Origin of the sequence: Paenibacillus chartarius, from assembly GCF_042432825.1 — a bacterium.
Lineage (GTDB): Bacteria > Bacillota > Bacilli > Paenibacillales > NBRC-103111 > Gordoniibacillus > Gordoniibacillus chartarius.
Genome location: NZ_JBHLWN010000012.1, coordinates 14,575 through 28,461 on the forward strand (window position 1 = coordinate 14,575; position 13,887 = coordinate 28,461).

16 protein-coding genes are annotated in these 13,887 nt (G+C 60.3%); 11 read left to right on the plus strand and 5 right to left on the minus strand.

The window, feature by feature from the left end:
- Window positions 1-74: 74 nt before the first annotated feature.
- From ACFFK0_RS01485 to ACFFK0_RS01510, 6 genes are all read left to right on the plus strand, one after another.
- A complete protein-coding gene (locus ACFFK0_RS01485) occupies window positions 75-1,199 on the plus strand; it encodes a glycosyltransferase family 4 protein (RefSeq protein WP_377467930.1) in 1,125 nt (374 codons plus the stop codon).
- Between the two features lie 161 nt (window positions 1,200-1,360).
- Window positions 1,361-2,656 carry a metallophosphoesterase family protein gene (locus tag ACFFK0_RS01490; protein WP_377467932.1) on the plus strand — a complete coding sequence of 432 codons (1,296 nt, stop codon included), beginning with the start codon at window positions 1,361-1,363 and terminating at the stop codon, window positions 2,654-2,656.
- Window positions 2,653-5,922: an AAA family ATPase gene (locus tag ACFFK0_RS01495; protein ID WP_377467934.1), complete on the plus strand. Its 3,270-nt coding sequence runs from the start codon at window positions 2,653-2,655 to the stop codon at window positions 5,920-5,922. Before ACFFK0_RS01490 ends, ACFFK0_RS01495 begins: the two co-directional genes overlap by 4 nt.
- 13 nt (window positions 5,923-5,935) lie before the next feature.
- A complete protein-coding gene (locus ACFFK0_RS01500) occupies window positions 5,936-6,388 on the plus strand; it encodes a VOC family protein (RefSeq protein ID WP_377467936.1) in 453 nt (150 codons plus the stop codon).
- Between the two features lie 271 nt (window positions 6,389-6,659).
- Window positions 6,660-7,100, plus strand: coding sequence for a hypothetical protein (locus ACFFK0_RS01505; protein WP_377467938.1), 441 nt, complete (start codon window positions 6,660-6,662; stop codon window positions 7,098-7,100).
- A gap of 19 nt (window positions 7,101-7,119) precedes the next feature.
- Window positions 7,120-7,572 carry a hypothetical protein gene (locus tag ACFFK0_RS01510; RefSeq protein ID WP_377467940.1) on the plus strand — a complete coding sequence of 151 codons (453 nt, stop codon included), beginning with the start codon at window positions 7,120-7,122 and terminating at the stop codon, window positions 7,570-7,572.
- Here ACFFK0_RS01510 and ACFFK0_RS01515 read toward each other — a convergent pair.
- Entirely contained in the window at window positions 7,498-8,556 is a 1,059-nt protein-coding gene (locus ACFFK0_RS01515) for a YkvI family membrane protein (RefSeq protein WP_377467942.1), read from the minus strand. The two genes, ACFFK0_RS01510 and ACFFK0_RS01515, sit on opposite strands and share 75 nt — an antisense overlap.
- Window positions 8,557-8,666: 110 nt before the next feature.
- Between ACFFK0_RS01515 and ACFFK0_RS01520 the strand changes: the two genes are divergently transcribed.
- Complete coding sequence (locus ACFFK0_RS01520; protein ID WP_377467944.1) at window positions 8,667-9,278, plus strand: DedA family protein; 612 nt, start codon at window positions 8,667-8,669, stop codon at window positions 9,276-9,278.
- Window positions 9,279-9,323: 45 nt separating this feature from the next.
- Here the strand turns inward: ACFFK0_RS01520 and ACFFK0_RS01525 are convergent, their stop codons facing one another.
- Window positions 9,324-10,091 carry a hypothetical protein gene (locus ACFFK0_RS01525; protein ID WP_377467946.1) on the minus strand — a complete coding sequence of 256 codons (768 nt, stop codon included), beginning with the start codon at window positions 10,089-10,091 and terminating at the stop codon, window positions 9,324-9,326.
- A 216-nt stretch (window positions 10,092-10,307) separates the two neighbouring features.
- On the opposite strand from ACFFK0_RS01525, the gene ACFFK0_RS01530 reads away from it, so the two are divergent.
- Window positions 10,308-10,880: a xanthine phosphoribosyltransferase gene (locus tag ACFFK0_RS01530; protein ID WP_377467948.1), complete on the plus strand. Its 573-nt coding sequence runs from the start codon at window positions 10,308-10,310 to the stop codon at window positions 10,878-10,880.
- A 96-nt stretch (window positions 10,881-10,976) separates the two neighbouring features.
- A complete protein-coding gene (locus tag ACFFK0_RS01535) occupies window positions 10,977-11,297 on the plus strand; it encodes a hypothetical protein (RefSeq protein WP_377467950.1) in 321 nt (106 codons plus the stop codon).
- A 77-nt stretch (window positions 11,298-11,374) separates the two neighbouring features.
- Here ACFFK0_RS01535 and ACFFK0_RS01540 read toward each other — a convergent pair whose 3' ends face one another.
- Window positions 11,375-11,692 (minus strand): hypothetical protein, encoded by a 318-nt coding sequence (locus ACFFK0_RS01540; protein ID WP_377467952.1) that lies wholly within the window; start codon window positions 11,690-11,692, stop codon window positions 11,375-11,377.
- Window positions 11,693-11,848: 156 nt separating this feature from the next.
- Here ACFFK0_RS01540 and ACFFK0_RS01545 point away from each other — a divergent pair, with 156 nt between their 5' ends.
- Together ACFFK0_RS01545 and ACFFK0_RS01550 are read left to right on the plus strand one after the other, a co-directional pair.
- The gene (locus ACFFK0_RS01545; RefSeq protein WP_377467954.1) at window positions 11,849-12,082 is read left to right on the plus strand and encodes a hypothetical protein; all 234 of its coding nucleotides are present in this window, start codon (window positions 11,849-11,851) and stop codon (window positions 12,080-12,082) included.
- 143 nt (window positions 12,083-12,225) lie between these two features.
- Entirely contained in the window at window positions 12,226-12,900 is a 675-nt protein-coding gene (locus ACFFK0_RS01550) for an adenosylcobinamide amidohydrolase (protein WP_377468087.1), read from the plus strand.
- A gap of 169 nt (window positions 12,901-13,069) precedes the next feature.
- Here the strand turns inward: ACFFK0_RS01550 and ACFFK0_RS01555 are convergent, their stop codons facing one another.
- A complete protein-coding gene (locus tag ACFFK0_RS01555; protein WP_377467956.1) occupies window positions 13,070-13,252 on the minus strand; it encodes a hypothetical protein in 183 nt (60 codons plus the stop codon).
- 56 nt (window positions 13,253-13,308) lie between these two features.
- The gene (gene mscL / locus ACFFK0_RS01560) at window positions 13,309-13,761 is read right to left on the minus strand and encodes a large-conductance mechanosensitive channel protein MscL (protein ID WP_377467958.1); all 453 of its coding nucleotides are present in this window, start codon (window positions 13,759-13,761) and stop codon (window positions 13,309-13,311) included.
- Window positions 13,762-13,887 lie beyond the last annotated feature (126 nt).

Below are 13,887 nucleotides of genomic sequence, written 5' to 3' on the forward strand. Positions count from 1 at the left end.
GCACCTATTATAGCAAAAATAGTCCCAAGCAGGTACAATAGAGAGAGGCATGTGGCAGACAAGGAGGGGACAGCATGAACATTTTGCAGGCATTGTTTTTCCCGCCGGAGCAGCCGGGCGGGGTTTCGTCCATGGTTCCCTACGTACAGGAACGGTTTCAGCGAATGGGCTGGGAGATGGAGATGTTTTCGCTGCCGAAGCGGATTCGCAATAAGGGCTCGGAAGAAGTCGGTTTTGAGACGTTCGACTGGAAGGTGTATGCCGGCCATCCTGTCGTCGATAAATACATACAAACGTATAAGGATTACGTCTGGTGGACGAAGCTGCGCATCCGCAAATCGTACGACCTCATCCATGCGCATCATCCGATTGCCGCGCTCGTCATGAAGAAGCTGTTTCCGGATACGCCGGTATTGATGACCGTGCATTCCAGTTACGAACGCGAGCTGATCCTCAACGGAAAAATCGCTTCAGGCGGTCCGGAGCATTCATTCTTGACATCGATTTACCGCGAGCTGGAAAGTACGGTCGATCAATTGCTGACGGTATCCCATTCGTTCAAGCAATATATTTCGGACTATGTGCAGGACGCCGAACGGATCGGCGTCATTCCGAACGGCTTCGACGAGAAGCGGTTCCGGCCGATGCCGCACGAGAATGCGGTGCCGCAATTCATCACCGTCTGCCGGCTCGTACCGGCGAAGGGGCTCGATACGCTGCTGCGCGCCTGCGCCGAGCTGAAGCAGCGCGGGCATTCGTTCGTGCTGCATTTGATCGGGGACGGCGACAGCCGGCCGGAGCTGGAGAAGCTGGCGGTCGAGCTGAACATCTATGAAGAGACGATTTTTTACGGGTATATGCTTCATCCGGAGGAGTTCATGCCGTTCTTCGACGTCTTCGTTCTGCCGTCGCGGGCGGAGTCGTTCGGGTCGGTGTTCGCCGAAGCGGCGTTGTGCTGGCTCGCTCTCGTCGGTACGGATGTCGGCGGGATCAGCGAGCAGATCGAGCACGGGGTGAACGGGCTGCTGGTGCCGGTGGACGATGCACACGCCTTGTGTCTGGCGTTGGAGAAGCTGGTGCTCGATCCGTCATACCGTTACAATTTGGCGCGTGCGGCCGGGGAGAAGGCGAAACGCATGTATTCGCTCAACCGGGTCATTCACCAGATGAAGTCGGTTTACGACACGTATCGCAAATAGAGTCCGGAACCGGAACGGTTCCTCGTTGGTCCGGAGGCGGACGAATGGGGAACCGTTATTTTTGCCGTGATAGCGAACTTATGTTTGCATGCGGCTGCGGGGAAGAGCTATAATGATGGAAAATAAAGCTGATGACGCAGAAGCGCGGTGGTGGAATACGAATGAAAGTCAGGTTTATACATGCGGCGGATTTGCATGTCGACAGTCCGTTCCGGGGCATGACCGAGCTGCCGGCGGCGATCAGGGAGCGCGTACGCGAGTCGACGTTCCGCGCGCTCGATGCGCTGGTTGAGCTGGCGCTGCGGGAACGGGTCGATTTCGTTGTCATCGGCGGCGATGTGTACGATGCGGCGGATCGTTCGCTGCGCGCGCAGCTGCGGCTGCAGAAGGCGTTCGGCAGGCTGGCGGCCGGCGGCGTGCCGGTGTTTGCCGCACACGGCAACCATGACCCTCTGGACGGGCGGGGAGCGCGGCTCGACTGGCCGGAAGGGGTGCGGTTCTTCGCCGCGGATCGGGTGGAGACATTCCGGGTCGAAGTGCCCGGGCGGGGCGTCGTGGCTGAAATTCACGGACAGTCGTTCGCAGCGGCGGCGGTTCGCGACAATTTGGCGCTCGGCTTTCGCGGACTGGAGCGCACGGAAGGCGTGTTTCAGGTGGCGGTGCTGCATGCGAATGTGGACGGCGACGAGGGGCACGACAATTATGCCCCATGCTCGCTTCGCGATTTGGTCGAGAGCGGCATCGACTACTGGGCGCTTGGGCATATCCACTCGAGACGAGTGCTGCACGAGCGGCCGTGGGTCGTTTACCCCGGCAATACGCAGGGCCGAAGCGTGCGGGAAACCGGTGCCAAGGGCTGCTATCTCGTAGAGGCGGCGGACGGCAGCGTGGACGTTCGATTGACGTTCCATGAGCTTGATGACGTGCGCTGGGCGGTGGAGCGGGTGCCGATCGGCGGTCTCTCCGGGGAACAAGAGCTGCTGGGCGAATTGGCGCAAACGATCGAAAGCGTGCGGCTGGCGGCGGGAGGAAGGCCGGCGATGGTGCGGCTTATCTTGGAAGGACGGGGGACGCTCCATGACGTTCTGCGGAGGAGCCGCACGCTGGAGGAGCTGGCCGGCATGCTGCGGGAAGAGGCGCAGGCAGAGCTTGCCGCCGGCCGGGACGATTGGGTTTGGGTCGAATCGGTGGAAGCTCGCACGTCCGGGGCGGTCGATGTGGAGTCGCTGCTTGCGCAGCCGAGCTTTCTCGGCGAGCTGCTGCGGCAAGGGAAGGAGCTGCGCGAGCGGCCGGCGGAGCTGGAGGCGTTTGCCGCCGAGGCTGCGGCGGAGCTGCAGAGCGTTATCGGCCGGCGGCTGAACGAGACGTGGCTGCAGCAGAGGCAGGAGGAGCTGCTGCGCCGGGCCGAACAGCGGATTATCGACGCCCTCGGCGGTACCGGAGGTGGAGACCTATGAGAATCGTACGGCTGCAGATCGACGGTTTCGGTGCTCTGCGTGACGTTCGCCTGGACATGAGCGGTCCGCTGACGGTCGTCTACGGCCGCAACGAGGCGGGAAAGAGCACGGTCATGAATTTTGTCCGCTATGTGCTGTTCGGCTTTCCGCCCCGGGGCGGCGGCATGCGCTATGAGCCCGCCGCCGGCGGCGCTTATGGCGGTGCGCTGACCCTTGCGGACGGCAGCGGGCGGCTGGTCCGGGTCGAGCGTTATGAACGGGCCGGCCGGGGGATGTCGGGAACCGGCGTACGCGTGTCGCTGCAGGACGGGACGGAAGGCGGGGAAGCGCTGCTGAAGACTATGCTCGGCGGCATCAGCGCCGAGCTGTACCGCAGCCTGTTCGCGTTCGGGCTCGGCGAGCTGCAGGAGCTGCGTACGCTGCAGACGGACGAGGTTGCGAGCTTCTTGTACGGCGCGGGGTTCGGCGCCGACGGCGCGGCGATCCGCGAAGCCGAGAAGCGGCTGCTGCAGCGGATGGACGAGCTGTTCCGGCCGCGCGGCCGCAATCAGCCGATCGCCGTGACGGTGAAGGCGATCGATGAGATCGATGCGGCGCTGCGCCGCAGCCGCGAGGAGCTGCCGCGCTATGAGGCGCTGCGGCGCGAATCGGCTGCGCTGGACGAGGCGCTGGCGCAGCTGGCCTCGCGCAGCGCGGAGGCGCGCGGGCGGGCGGAGCGGCTCGCGCTGTTCGTGAAAGCGCGGCCGACGTGGCTCGCGCTGCGGGCGATCGAGCGGGAATGGGCGGCGCTGCCGGCATTCCCGGCGTTTCCCGAGGCGGCGGTCTCCCGGTGGGAGACGCTTGCCGCCGAGCGGGAGGCGCTCCTCGCGCAGCGGGAGCGCTTGGAGCTGCGCCGCAGCCGCGTGCGCGAGCGGCTGGAGGCGCTGGCGCCGGCAGCCGCGGACGATGCGGCGAGGGCGCAGCTGCTGGCGCTGCTGGAGCGGGCACCGCGGCGCGAGCAGGCGGAGCGCGAAGCGCAGCAGCTGCAGGGCGAGCGGCGCCAGCTCGGGCAGCGGCTGGATGCGCTGCTTCGCTCGCTGGGCGCGGACTGGCAGCCGGAGCGGCTGCGGAACACTCCGGTTACGGTAGACGGGCGCGAGACGGTTCGGCAGTTTCGCGAACGATTGGCGGCCGGATCGCAAGAGCGCGCCCGGCTTCAGGCGGAGCTGGAGCAGGCGGCGCAGCGGGAGGCGGAAGCCTCCGATGAGCTGCGGCAGGCCGCACTGGAGCTGGAGTCATGGCGCCGCACAACCGAGTCCTCGTATCCTTGGGGCTTCGAACAGGATACCGCTTACGCCGGCATGACGGAGAAAGAAACGCCCGAGCAGCTGGCCAGAGCGATCCGGCGCGACTACGAGGAGTGGCGCAGACTGGATGCGGAGGCGGCGCATCTGCGCGATCGCGCTGCGGATGAGCGCCGGCACCGTGAACAGCTTCTGCAGCGGACGAAAGCGGATGACGCCGCGCCGATGAAGAGGTACGCGCTGCCGGTGACAGTGCTGCTGCTCGGATTGGTTGCCGCGGCTTGGCTGGTCAGCCTCGACCGGCTCGCTGCCGCCGCTGCGATCTTCGTTGTGTTCGCCGCGGTGTCCGGGTTTCTGCTTCGTCCCGCAAGGCCGCAGCAGCGGAGGCGCATGCAGGCGGCGGACGAGCCCTTCGACGAGCGGCTGGCGGCGCTGACGGACGAGGCCCGCCGTCTGCAGCGCCGGTTGCTTGTGCTGGTGCAGCGATTCACCGTTCCTGCGGAAACGGCCGCTTCGCTGGAAGCGCTTGAGGACGAGCGGCCGCCGTATCGCGGGGCTCACGCCTCCCGGGGCTCCGCGAACGCCTGGGAGCAGGCTCTCGTCTGGCTGGAGCAGTCGCTCGCCGAATGGGAGCAGCTTGCCGCCCAGTGGGCACGCGACCGTGACGCCTGGCTTCGCAGGCGCGACCGCTGTGCCGCGCTTCAGACCGGAGCGGAACGCGCCGCGGAGCTGCGCAAGCAGGCTGAGCGCCGTTTGGCGGCGCTGACCGAGCGTGCTGCGCCGGAACAAGCCGCTTGGCGGGAGTGGCTTGCGGCGATGCAGCTGCCTGCGGAGCTGTCCCCGGAAGCGGTGATGGAGCTGCTGCAGCTGGTAGAGCATGGACAGGAGCTGCTTGCCCGTCTCGACGAGCTGGATGCTCGCGGCCAAGCGCTTGCCGCCGAGCTTGACAGCTTTGACGCAGCTGTTCGATCCCGGCTTGTATTGGAGACCGGCGAATCGCCGAACGCTGCGATCCGGCGCTGGAAGCGCGAAGACGAGGCGCTTCAGCTCCAGGAAGCCGAGCGGGAGCGCTTAAAGGCGGAGGAGGAAGGCTTGACGGCGGAGCTTGCCGAGCTTGCACCGCCCTGGTCCCGGCTGGAGCGCAGGGAGGCGGAGCTGCTGGCGGCAGCGGAGGCTGCAGACGAGCAGCAATTGCGTCTGCACGCGCGGCTTCACGAACGGAAGCTGCAGCTGGAGCAGGAACGCGTCACCGCTATAGCCGCCTTGGAAGCATGGATAGGCGGCGATCCGCTGCAGCGTTTGAACGAGGTGCTTGAAGGTCGGGAAGAATCGGTGCTGGAGCGGGAACTGCAGCTGCTGCGCGATGAGCTGTCCGGCCTGGAGCAGGAGGATATGACGCTCCGGGACAAGCGCGGCCGCATCGCCGGCGAGCTGGAGCAGCTGGAGAGCAGCATCGAGCATGCCGACCGTATGCAGCGCCGTCAGGAGCTCTGCGCACAGCTTGAGCGGCAGGCGGCCGAGTGGACGGAGCTGGCGATGGCGGCCGCTTTATTCCGCCGTACGCGGCTTCTGTACGAACGGGACAAGCAGCCGTTCGTTCTGCAGCGGGCTTCCGAATTGTTCGATGCGATGACAGAAGGGCGCTATACGCGGATTGTTGCACCGATCGGGGAGCAGCGGCTTCTCGCGCTGCGGCCGGACGGCGAGACGGTAGACCCGGGGCGGCTCAGCCGCGGAACGGCGGAGCAGCTGTATTTGGCCATGCGCCTTGCCATCGCCGTAGAATACGCGAAGGAGGCGGCTCCGCCGCTGCTGCTTGACGATATTTTGGTGAATTTCGACAGGAGCCGGATGATTCGAACGCTGGAGCTTCTTGAGGATACGGCCAAGTCCCACCATGTGCTTTTGTTTACGTGCCACGCGCATATTGTGGAGGAGGCACGCGCGGCATTGCCGAACCTGCAGGTCATCGACCTGAAATAAAGGAGGATTTCTCGTGATTCCGCAACGGATCAGCTTGCTTACTCTTGGTGCCCAAAGCGTTCCGGCGCTGCGCGCCTTCTACAGCAAATTCGGATGGAGCGAATCGGATTTCAGTTCCGACAATTATGCCGTGTTTCGGACAGCGGGCGTGATGCTTACGATATTTCCCATAGAAGAGCTTTATAAGGATATGGGGATGGACGCATCAGCGGCAGCCGAGGAAGCTTTTGCGCCGCAGCCGCCTGCGCCAGCGGCATTCCGCGGCGTAACGCTGGCCATCAATGTGGACCGGCCGGAGCAGGTCGACAGTGTAATGGCGCACGCTCGCGACATCGGAGCTCGAGTTCTCCGAGAACCTAGCGACGCCTTCTGGGGCGGCAGAACCGGTACTTCGCCGACCCGGAATTCAACGTATGGGAAGTTGACTGGAACCCGACCTCGGTATTCGATGAGCGCGGGGCGATGATTTCATTTTAGGTAGAACGTTTGCTGTGTGGAAGACGAGGCCGCCTTCGGGCGGCCTATTTGGCGTTCCGTTATAGGAAAGAAGCAGGGGAAGGCGGTGTATATAGCGGTGAATAACCGAAAGCGGCAAAAGACGGGAATCGGCTGCGCGTTCGTTTCCGGAGCATCTTCTGTGACATGGAGCCTGCCGTAACGAATAATGCTTTCCTTCCATGCCGCGATCGTCTACTATAGAGAAATATAAGCGGACACGGAAGGATCGGACGAAGTCCATGGATGACAAGCAGAAGCCGGGAAATCGGCCGCCGGGCGGCGATTCGCCCCGGGAAATTACATATCGGGTCGGCTGGAGCCGGGGAACCATTAAGCCGGTCTCCGGCAGCTCCGGCAGCAAACCATCGAACGCCGGAGAGAGTGAAACGAGTGAGCGAACAGATGCCGGCGAAGTGTCTGCTTCGACTGCTCCTCGTACACCTCCAGCGGGCCAAAGAGCCGATCCGGTCGTGCATACGGCGGCAATCCGACAGAAGCCGTTCACCTACCGCGGCATCGAGCGGGATCGGGACAGCATCGCGGAAAGAATCATATGGCGTCCGATGACGAAAGAACGGACCGGGACGCACCGTCTCATCACGGTGCTCCTCTGGGCCGCTCCGATCATTTCTTTTGCGCTGACCTATGCACTGGTCTTGGCGCTTACGCGTATTCCATAACCGAAGGTGGAGCTATTCGATGAATGAAATGGTGTTGGCCGTATTCGGCAGTGTACTCGGTGTGGCGGTAACCGCAGCGCTCATCTATACCGCATGGGCGGTCCGGCAGCTGGCCAATCAGCGCGGCGGCACGCCCGAAGCACAAACGGAAGCGGCGGCAAAGCTGTTCATGCACTGGAGCGCATTCGATGCGGCGGTGCTGGCGCTGTTCGGCTGCGGGACGCTGCTGCTGCTGGCCGATCTGCTCGGTGTGCTTCGCGACCGCGCCAGCTACCCGCTTTATCATTACGGGTACCTTCTATGCGGTGTTGTGTTTTCATTCCTCGGCATGGTGCTAATGGTGATTCGGCTGGCCATTGTGCTGCGCACGAGCCGGCTCATATCCGGGCAGCCGCCGTCAGCGCGGGGCGGAGCGCGCAGTGGGACGCCAGACGAGCATGACGAGCCAGCTGATACTGACCAGACCGAATAGCGGATAAAGTGTCGTGAGCAGCGGCTTGAAGCCGAATTGTCCGCAGAAATACGACAGCGTCAGTATAGCGACGATGATGACTTGCCGCGGCACGCGCATGTAGTTCTGAAGCTGAAGCGTGATGCCGTACACATTGGCGATGTAGGTCGTAAAGATTTCGCCGTAGATGACGAAAATATATAGAAACTGCAGTGTTGTCCCGAACGGCCTGATCAAATGCGCCATTGGAATATCGAATTGGGCGATGCCCGGCATTTGGGCGGCGAGCGCGATGTGTACGGCAAGCAGCAGCAGCCCGATCATGACGCCCCCGAGCAAACCGCCGGCGAGCAGCACGTTCCTATTGCGGATCGTTGCGCCGACGGGAACGAGCACGGCTTGTGCGGTTGCCAGATTGAAGGACACATAAAGGAACGGCGCAAGCCATATTCTGGTCATAGAGTGGTCCGTGGACAAGTGCAGCCAGCTGTCGCCGCCGGGGCTGTTCAGCGTGTAAACGAGGAGCAGAACCGTAAACATGACCATGATCGGCACAACGATCGAATTGACATTCATGATCGCGTTCATGCCCTTCACAATGACGAAATACGAAGCGAACAAGGTGACGAGCAAGCCGGTTTGAGGAGATAGATGCAGCTGCTCGGCGAACACAGATCCGCTGGCGGCCAGCATGACGGACGTAATGCCGAACAGAACGATCAAGGAGAATATGGAGATCCAGTTACCGACACGCTGTCCGAACAGATGCCGGTTCAAATCTTCGTAAGACACGGCCTTGACGTCGTAAGCGAGCAGCATCATCTTGATCCCGAGCCAAACAAACAATATACTGGATAAGGCTATCGTGAACTCGGCCATCCAGCCGTACCTGGTGTAGAATTGCAAAATTTCTTGTCCTGAAGCGAAGCCCGCACCGACAATTGTCCCGACATATGTGAAGGCAACTTTGATTATCGAACCTATTGACGATACCGAAGATTTCACCGCACGGTCTCCACCTTTCGCTCTGCGAGCTGCGTTTAGTACAAGGTATGACCGAGTGGACAAGCGCATGCCTAATGGAGATCAAATCCCGTGTACAGGAGTGTGGCAAGGTGCAGCAAACGATGTTGGATTTCTTGACGAACTACGGCTACATCGCCCTATACTTGCTCCTGGCCGCCGGTATTGTCGGCATTCCTGTACCGGATGAGACGCTGATGACCGTAGCCGGTTCCATGACGGCTACCGGAGGACCGCTGTCGTTCACATTGGCGATAACGGTCGCCTACGCCGGCTCGATGACGGGCATGCTGGTCAGCTATGTGCTAGGGCTCAAGGTCGGCAAGCCGTTTTTATTCAAATTCGGCAAATGGATCAAGCTAACCCCGCATCGGATCGAACGGGCGGAGACGTGGTTTCATAAATATGGGCTATGGGCCGTATTTTTCGGCTATTTTGTGCCGGGAATTCGCCACTTCACTTGCTATTTGGCGGGGGTCAGCGGGGTCAAATGGTGGAAATACGTGATGTATGCAGGGGCAGGCGGCTTCATTTGGTGCGCAACCTTTTTTACGCTGGGGCATATTATCGGCGAGAATGCAGACGAGATGCTGCATGTCATTCATCGTTTTTTTGGCATTTGCATTTCGGTGATTGCGGTCATTGTGATCGTCTCTCTTTTCTTCTATATCCGTTACCGGCGGAACAAAGTCCCCCATTCGTGACGTAAAAAAGCCGCTGAGGTGCACATTCACCTTCAGCGGCTATATTTATTTCGAGGCGAACAATTTGATTGACCGGATAAGCCCGCTCTTCGCGTCCAGGTCCAGCTTCAGCACCGTTCCCTGCGTACGGTAAGTCAGCACGACGGTGGAGCTCGTATCCGGCTTGCCTAACGCTTTCACGGCATCGTCAACGCTTTGTCCGATGCGCAGGCCGTGCAGTCCGGGGTCGATATCCGGCGAGTGCACGTCGACGAATTCGAGCCGGTTATCCTTATTGAAGCCTACGGAGAAATCGGCATATTCGTACACGGTAATCGGATCGGCATCGTCATCCATCGTGAATTTATTCTTCGCATTGCCCAGCTTGGCGAGGACTGCGTCGCGCTCCGTATGTAAGGTTAAACCGAGCAGCGTAGGATTTTCTTCCTTATATGCATCTTCCGCGTCGACCTTCGGCTTCGGCTGGGCCGGAGCGGCTTGCGCCTCCGACTTGCCGACAGGCTTGCTCGGTTCGGCGGCAGGCAGATTGGGCGCGGCAGAAGGGGCGGCAGCAGGTGCGGCATACGAAACGGGCGGCTCAGTGGTCGAAGAGGAAATATGCATCGTATCTTTAGATACGACTGCATCTCTGCCCGATTCCGTTGGAGGAGCCGGGTAACCGCTGTTTCGGGTCGATCCGTAGCCGGGCGTTCCCTCCTGAGGACTGCTCAGCTCCGCAGGCTCGGCGGGCATCCGTCCGCAGCCTGCCAATGCCGCAATAATGAGCAAACCGGCAATATATCGATAGGCGACAACGGTCGCTTGTCGTTGCATAAGGCATTCTTCCTTTCCTATTTGTGGATGGCTTGGTTGGCAGCCTTTATCAATCTTAACGGTTCGTTTGGTTCACATCAAGTATTATCTATACATATAACGGCTTGAAATGGGGAAAAGTTACACTGGCAGGAAGCACCATTTTGAAAATAGGACTTGAAACCTACTTGGTCATTGTGATACTTTACTGATAAATCTAAGGCGGGAGGTACCGGGATGGAACTGCTGAAGAAACGGATACTAGAGGTCGGTGCCGTCGTCTCCGACCAAATCTTGAAGCTGGATGCCATTTTGAATCATCAGGTCGACCCGCAGCTGATCAAGGCCATTGGTCAGGAATTTGCCCGTCTGTTCGGCGAAAGCAAGCCGACCAAAGTGCTGACGGTGGAATCTTCCGGCATCCCGATCGCATATGCTACAGCATACGAGCTTGGCGTCCCGCTGGTGTTTGCGCGCCGCAAGAAGCCGGTCACGATGGTGGACGACTTGTATGTGGAGCGAGTGCCTTCCTTCACGAAAGGGATCGTGACGGACATTATGGTCGCGTCGGAGTTCTTGAAGGCGGACGACCGGGTGCTGCTCGTGGATGACTTTATTGCGAACGGTGACGCTGCCCGCGGATTGATCCGCATTATCGAGCGTTCGGGGGCCGAGCTGCTCGGTGTCGGCATTGCTGTGGAGAAGGCGTTCCAGGCCGGGGGCTCCTCGATTCGGGAGCGCGGCATCCGCGTCGAATCTCTGGCGCGCATCGCATCGCTGGAGGGCGGCCGCATCACTTTTGCGGATTGAACAAGCCCCTTTATTTTCATACGGAATACGCCTTCCATGTAACCGCTTTTTCCTTTATAATGATGTCAAGGTGATACACAGAGAGGAGGCATGAAGATGGGGAATCCGAATATTCCGGCGAATTACATGATGACGAAGTTGTCCGAAGCGAAGATTCATTTCGAACGTGCCTTGGATTGCAAGCACACCGAGTTTGATGACCTGTATCCCTATATGATCGAGCATCCTCAATTTTTTTGGTATAAGCGTTATGTCGCCTGGTCGGAGCTGTTAACAATTGTGAAGCTCTGCACGGAGCTATCCATAGAATGGGAACAGCAATTCTCGCAGCAGCAAACGGACTACATCAAGAAGCGTGTTATGTCGAGCAAAGTGCTCGATTTCTGGTTCGAAACGAACGACTCCAGAGTCGGCTAATAGCATCGGAATCATACGAATTGCCCTCCGTCGGACGACGGAGGGCTTTATTGCGTACGCGCATCTGCCGGTATTGGTCAGCCTGAGACCGGTGCGTTCAGGATGTTCATGCTCTCGATATGGCGTTTCGTTTCCGGAGTTCCGAGCTTATGGAGCATCCGGTATACCTGCACCAAATGATCATCGTAATCGTTGTTGTAAGCTTCGACGTTCACAGGCGCGAACATACCGCGGGCCGCCGTCGCTTCTTCCGCAGCCGACGTATCTTCAAACAGCTGCTGCAGCCGGTCAAGCTCTTCTTCGGTCGCTTCTATCTCGAATTCAAAGCCGTCGGCTTCCCGATCGGCCAGGATCGTTCCGTGCTCAACCGTTACGTAAAATGTTTTCTTCTCCACCGCAAGCACCTCTTCCCAGTCATTTGTTTCCACTAGGATGCCCGGCCGCAGCGCTTCGTATGTACGGACGGTGCAAGGCTTGCGGACATGCAGGTAGGGGCGGCGTTGTTCTTCGGCCTGTGAATATTGTATGCTAGGGGGGAGGTGACGATCACGATGATATCTGACGAACAGCTGGATCAATACCGCATCGATGGGACGATGCTGCGCGTGGTGCGTGACGCCGACCCTGCTAACGATGTCAGAGGGTTCGTCGTCGCATGGGACGACAAGCTTGTAGTTATTCGGAAAAGAAACCGACGGCTTGTACAGCTGGACCGGAACTATACGTATATGCCCTACAAGGAGGAGCGGCCGATGGACGTCGAGCAAATACTCGAGGGGCGGTGAACGGCGTAGTGGTATCGGAAAGCGGAAGCCGGGCAGGGTCCCGGGCATGGGGCTCGGATCGGCCCTTGGACGGTCAGCATGGAGTGACGCGCGAGGATCTGCCGCTTGATTTTCCCGGTGTACGGGCGTGGCGGGTGACGGCGATGGACGAGCCGTATCCGTATTTGCTGGCCGTGTCGGACGAGCCTCTTCGCACGCTCAATACCGCCCCCTTCGGCGGCGGCTTCGGGCAGTGCCGCCTGCTCGTCAATCGCCAAGTCGGCATAACGTACGACCATGCCGATCCGAACGCCGAGATGGAGGCGTTCCTGCGCAGGCAGCGGCTGGAGCCGGAGGCGACCGCCTGCCTGATGACCGCGGCGCGCGTCGGCGACGCCGCGGTGGCGAGCGCCGTCTGCGGGGCGGCGCGGGTGACGAGCCTTGTTACCGTTGGACTTGGTAACAAGGCTCGGGCGGGGCTGGCACTGCCGGCCCCGCAGCTGTATCCCGGCACGATCAATACGATCGTGCTCGTCGGCGGCGCCATGACCGATGCGGCCATGGCTGGCGCCGTGCTGACCGCGACCGAGGCGAAGGCCGCGGCGCTGCAGGCGCTGGACGAGCGCGTAGCCGCTCCGTCCTGCGCCCCGGAAGTGCCGGCCGCGTATGCGACCGGCACGACGACCGACGCGGTGCTGATCGCGGCGGTGGGGCACGGGCCGCTGCACCGGTATGCCGGCACCGCCACGGAGGTCGGCTATTTGATCGGCAGGACGGTGTACGATGCCGTGGTCGAGTCCGGACGCCGGTATCAGGCATACCGGGCAGCTAAAGCATAGGCGCGAAGCTATTGTGACGGATCGATCCGGCCTTAAAGGCGGGTTAGATGAGAAAAGAGCGATGTCCGTTCGAAGAACGGCATCGCTCTTTTTGAATGACTGGGCACCCTCGCGCAAACCGGATATATCCAAAGGGGGGAGAGGGGGGGCGTTCCTGCTAGCGGGACGGTTACGGCGCGCGGTTGAAGCCGAGAAGCCCTACCGCAGGAAGATCCTCCGTGACGGCCGGCAGATCGTCGTCGCTGTTCGAATTGGCCGGATCGTGGGCGATCGCCTCCGCTTCCCCTTCGCTAAGGTGACGCCTGTTGCCGGTATATTTCGGCTCCAGCTCGCGGATGTTTTCTTCGTTCATTGCAAAGCCTCCTTCCTCGGGAACAAGTGCTTGTAGCATGCCCCGAATCGGCTCCGCTAATGCGAATTCAGGGGAACCTCCGTCAGATGCGAAGTGCAGTGCGGACAGCGGACAGCCAGCTTGTCCACTTTGGAACGGCAGTACGGGCAGTCCTTGCGGTCGTCGGACGGGGCATCCTCTTTCTTCTTAAACCGGTTCAGCTGGCGGATGACGATGAAGATGACAAAAGCGACGATCAGAAAGTCAAGCACGTTGTTGATAAACACGCCGATATTGATTGTAGGGGCGCTGTCCGCTTTCGCTGCTTCGAAGTTGGAATATGACTTGCCGGATAAATTAATATACAGATCCTTGAAATCCACCTTGCCGACCAGTAAGCCGATAGGCGGCATAATCACGTCGTTCACCAGCGAGGTGACGATCTTGTTAAAGGCGGCCCCGACAATGACCCCCACGGCCAGATCGATCACGTTGCCTCGCATAATAAATTTCTTAAACTCATTCCACATAATAAAACATCGCTCCTTCAGCGGTAACATGGTATGATGTTTATAGTAATGGCCGGACATCAATGCGTCAATCGTTGCAATTGCAACGGAATTCGAGCGACGAGTTATCGCCGTGTGAAGTCAGAT

Bases quoted from the DNA above. Each gene is read 5' to 3' on its own strand.
- ACFFK0_RS01485 (WP_377467930.1), top strand. From the start codon at position 75: ATGAACATTTTGCAGGCATTGTTTTTCCCGCCGGAGCAGCCGGGCGGG.
- ACFFK0_RS01490 (WP_377467932.1), top strand. From the start codon at position 1,361: ATGAAAGTCAGGTTTATACATGCGGCGGATTTGCATGTCGACAGTCCG.
- ACFFK0_RS01495 (WP_377467934.1), top strand. From the start codon at position 2,653: ATGAGAATCGTACGGCTGCAGATCGACGGTTTCGGTGCTCTGCGTGAC.
- ACFFK0_RS01505 (WP_377467938.1), top strand. From the start codon at position 6,660: ATGGATGACAAGCAGAAGCCGGGAAATCGGCCGCCGGGCGGCGATTCG.
- ACFFK0_RS01510 (WP_377467940.1), top strand. From the start codon at position 7,120: ATGAATGAAATGGTGTTGGCCGTATTCGGCAGTGTACTCGGTGTGGCG.
- ACFFK0_RS01525 (WP_377467946.1), bottom strand. From the start codon at position 10,091: ATGCAACGACAAGCGACCGTTGTCGCCTATCGATATATTGCCGGTTTG.
- ACFFK0_RS01530 (WP_377467948.1), top strand. From the start codon at position 10,308: ATGGAACTGCTGAAGAAACGGATACTAGAGGTCGGTGCCGTCGTCTCC.
- ACFFK0_RS01535 (WP_377467950.1), top strand. From the start codon at position 10,977: ATGGGGAATCCGAATATTCCGGCGAATTACATGATGACGAAGTTGTCC.
- ACFFK0_RS01545 (WP_377467954.1), top strand. From the start codon at position 11,849: ATGATATCTGACGAACAGCTGGATCAATACCGCATCGATGGGACGATG.
- ACFFK0_RS01550 (WP_377468087.1), top strand. From the start codon at position 12,226: ATGGACGAGCCGTATCCGTATTTGCTGGCCGTGTCGGACGAGCCTCTT.
- ACFFK0_RS01555 (WP_377467956.1), bottom strand. From the start codon at position 13,252: ATGAACGAAGAAAACATCCGCGAGCTGGAGCCGAAATATACCGGCAAC.
- mscL (WP_377467958.1), bottom strand. From the start codon at position 13,761: ATGTGGAATGAGTTTAAGAAATTTATTATGCGAGGCAACGTGATCGAT.